This is a genomic window from uncultured Campylobacter sp. (assembly GCF_937997595.1).
In the GTDB taxonomy this organism is placed as follows: Bacteria; Campylobacterota; Campylobacteria; order Campylobacterales; family Campylobacteraceae; genus Campylobacter_B.
In genome coordinates this window covers 1-4027 of sequence record NZ_CALKTS010000005.1, presented here as the reverse complement: position 1 = coordinate 4027, position 4027 = coordinate 1, and the positions used below count along the sequence as shown (strand labels likewise).

General features: G+C 49.9%; 3 protein-coding genes. All 3 read left to right on the top strand.

All coding sequences use genetic code 11. The annotated features are described in order from the left end of the window. Positions 1-2553, top strand: a 2553-nt coding sequence (gene ccsA / locus Q0614_RS00215) for a cytochrome c biogenesis protein CcsA (RefSeq protein WP_298785688.1), incomplete at its 5' end; no start/stop codon positions are given. Positions 2554-2563: 10 nt separating this feature from the next. Then, on the top strand, positions 2564-3397 hold the full coding sequence (locus Q0614_RS00210; RefSeq protein WP_298785686.1) for a tetratricopeptide repeat protein: 834 nt from the start codon (positions 2564-2566) through the stop codon (positions 3395-3397). A 31-nt stretch (positions 3398-3428) separates the two neighbouring features. After that, positions 3429-4027, top strand: a 599-nt coding sequence (locus Q0614_RS00205) for a nitrous oxide reductase accessory protein NosL (RefSeq protein WP_298785685.1), incomplete at its 3' end; no start/stop codon positions are given.

Genomic DNA, 4027 nt, shown 5'->3' with positions numbered 1-4027 from the left:
TATGAGGCGCGCTGGTACGAGTGCGTCATGGGTGCTGCGACGCTGAGCCTGCTCGGCATAATCATAAAAACCAAAATGTGGCGCCGCTTCGGCTCCTTCGTGCTTCATGCGGCATTTATCGTTATCTTTATCGGCGCGGCGCTGACGCGCTATTTCGGCACCGAGGGCGTGCTGCACGTAAGGGCGGGCGAGAGCGAAAGCGAGATGGTAAGCGTCAAGCCATACTTGCAAATCCGCACGCAAGACGCGCTGTTTGAGCACCCGCTAAATCTATCTCAGATCGGCGATAACGATTTTAGCTTCACGCAAAGTATAAATTCTAAAAACTTCACCGTCAAATTTGGCTCTTATAAACCCGCGCCCAAAGGCGAGCAGGGCACGCTTGCGGTAAAAGCGGGCTTTGAGGGCGGAAGCGAGCAAGAAGCGGAGCTTCGCGGCGGCGCGGGCTGGCTGGGTGAGCCTAAAATTTTAAACTTTGACGGCGAGGAGATAATGCTAAGCTGGGGCTCGAAACTCATAGAGCTTCCGTTTGCGGTAAAGCTTTTGAAATTTAAGCTCGAGCGCTACCCGGGCTCGCAAAGCCCGTCATCCTACGCCAGCGACGTTGAAATTTTAAAAGAGGGCAAGAGCGCGGGGGAGCATGAAATTTATATGAACCACCCGCTAAGCTTTGACGGTTTCAAGCTCTTTCAATCCTCTTACGACACGGACGAGCTGGGCACGGTGCTGGAGCTTAATCGCGATCCGGGTAAAATCCCCACTTACTTCGGCTATTTCTTGCTTTGCGTCGGATTTATCGGAAATCTTTTTACTGCAGACAGCAGGTTTAAAAAGCTAGCTAAATTTATCAAAAACAACGCGCCCGCCGCGCTTCTTTTGATCGCGCCGCTTTTTTTTAGCATTGAGCTTCGCGCCGCGGATGAAAACTATCTGCAAAACCTTAAAGCTAACTCGCGCGTTCACGCAGACGGCGCGTTCGCGGAGCTTTTGGTGCAAGATTACATGGGTAGGATCAAGCCGCTTAGCACCGAAGCAAGCGAGATCGTAAATAAAATTTCAGGCACGGATTCGCTCTACGGCTTAAGCGCCGAGCAGATGATCCTAGGAATGAGCCTAAATCCCGCGTTCTGGCGCGATCAAAAGATCATCAAGATCAAAAACGACGAGATCAAAAAGATGCTAGGCTTAGCGCCGCAGGAGCGATATGCGAGCTTTAATTCGGTCTTTGATGAAAACGGCAACTACAAGCTCGCCCACGCCCTGGACGAGGCGAATGAAAAAAGCGCCTCGCGCCGTGGCGTGCTCGATAACGAGCTGATTAAATTCGACGAGCGGCTAAATATCGCGTATCTGACCTTCAGAGGGGTGTTTTTTAAATTTATCCCCGTGCCGAACGACCCGCAAAACACCTGGCTCTCGCCGAACGACGCCTTTGCGGATTATAGTATCGCTCCGCAGATCAAAGGCGTGCTAAACGACTATCTAAACGGCTTGCAGGATGGAATTTCGGATAATGATTGGGCTAAAGCGGATGCAGCACTTGCAGAACTGAAAAGCTACCAAAGAGCCACCTCGGCAGCTATTCTTCCAAGCGAAAGCCGCGTCAAAGCCGAGGTGTTTTACAACAAAGCTTCGGTTTTTAAAAAGCTCGTTTATTGCTATATGATCCTAGGCGGCGTAGCTCTAATATTGGCGCTTTTGGGCGCACTTTGCGGCAAGCGCTTCACGCTCGCGCAAAAAATTTTATTCGCTGCCTTTGCCGCAAGCTTTGCGGCACATACCCTCGCGCTTGCGCTGCGCTGGTACGTCGCGGCTCACGCGCCGTGGAGCGATAGCTATGAGTCGATGATCTACATCGGTTGGTCGGCGGCGCTTGCGGGGATCATATTTTTTAGAAAGTCCCTACTTACGCTAAGTGCGAGCTGCTTACTAGCTAGCATCGTGATGCTCGTAGCGCATATGAGCTTCGTAAATCCGCAGATTACCAACCTCGTGCCGGTGCTAAAGTCCTATTGGCTTAGCACCCACGTCTCGGTTATTACGGCTAGCTATGGATTTTTAGGGCTTAGCTGCCTGCTTGGGCTTTTGGCTCTTATTTTGATGGCGCTTAAAAACAGCGCCAATCGCGAGCGGCTTAACGTGCAGATCAGATATATAACGGCGATCAACGAGATCAGCCTCATCGTGGGACTTTCGATGCTAACGCTCGGAAATTTCTTCGGCGGCGTGTGGGCGAATGAGAGCTGGGGGCGATACTGGGGCTGGGATAGCAAAGAGACCTGGTCGTATGTCTCGATCATCGTCTATGCGATCGTGCTGCATCTAAAATTTATCCCGAAGCTCGGCTCGATCTATGTTTATTGCGTGAGCTCGACGCTCGCGTATAGCTCGATCATAATGACCTATTTCGGCGTAAATTTCTACCTCACCGGCATGCACTCTTACGCTGCGGGCGATGCGCCGCAGATACCCGCGCCGTTTTATTGTATAATAGCGGTGATCTTTTTAATAATCGCTCTTGCCTTCAGGGGCAGGGACGTAAAAACGATATAAAGGAGTAAATTTGAAAAAAATTCTAATAGCGTTAGCCTTGGCTGCCACGGCAAACGCGGGCTTTATCAGCGAGGGCATTCAAGCTCAGCAAAGCGGCGATCATAAAAAACTCGCAGAAATTTACGAGCGAGCGTGCGGTTTGGAAAATAAAGCTTCGGGATGCTATAATCTAGCCGTTTTGTATTTTGAGGGCACCGGCAACGTAGAGAAAAATTTCGAAAAAGCTATCAGCCTCTATGAAAAAGCGTGCAGCGCTAAATTTGCGCTTGCGTGCAACAATCTAGGCTATATCTACGAAAGCGGCAACGGCGCGGATCAAAATTTTACCAAAGCCGCGGCTTATTACGAAAAAGCCTGCAAAGATAACGAAGGCTGCACCTCGCTCGGGCTTTTATACGCAAACGGCGCTGGGCTTGCAAAGGACGTCGCCAAGGCGGCGAGCCTTTATGAGAAGGCCTGCACCTACGGCGATATGATGGGTTGCAACAACCTAGGCTATCTGTATCTAAAGGGCGAAGGCGTGGAGCAAAGCTTCGCAAAGGCTAAAATTTTTTACGAAAAGGCTTGCGGCGGCGATATCGGCATCGGCTGCAACAACCTTGGCTATCTATACGCCTTCGGGCAGGGGGTGGGCCAGGATTATAAGCAGGCAAAGCAGCAGTATGAAAAGGCGTGCAGCCTCGGCCACTTCGACGGCTGCAATAACCTAGCCATAATGTATGCCGAAGGAAAAGGAGTGAAGTCCGATAACGCCAAAGCAAAAGAGCTTTTCAAAAAAAGCTGCGACGGCGGCATCAAGATGGGATGCGAGAATTTGGAATTTTTAAATTCGATTAGTAAGTAAATTTAAAACATCAAAATTTTAAGGAGATAGTATGATTTTACGTTCGTTTTTAGCTTCGGCTGCGCTCGTTGCGTTCGTTTTCGGTGCCTCGATGGACGGGGCCAATAAACCGGCAAAGCCTATGTTTCAAAGCGTGGATCCTAGCAAAGCTACGCTCGTAGGAAGCGGCGAGGGCAAAGAATACTGCGCCGTTTGCGGAATGAATTTGGTTAAATTTTATAAAACGAATCACGTCGTAAACGGTAAGCAAGTAGCTTCCCTGCACTGCTTGTACGAGCTAACGGAGGGAAAAATTCCAAGCGATGCGCAGGTCGTCGATACGAAAAATCTAAATTTAATCGACGTAAATAAAGCCTTTTACGTCGTGGGCAGCAAGGTCAAAGGCACGATGACGCGAAATAGCAAATACGCCTTCTCAACAGAAGCCGACGCGAAAGAATTTCAAGCCGAAAACGGCGGCGAGATAATGAATTTCGCCAAAGCCTACGAGATTGCGGGACAGGATTTTGAGGGCGATAACAAGATGATTAAAGCCAAGCGCGAGGGCGGCGTTTACGCGCACGGTAAGGAATTTTACGAAACAAACTGCGCTAAAACCGAAGCGAAAAGCTTCAAAGCCATCTCCGAGCT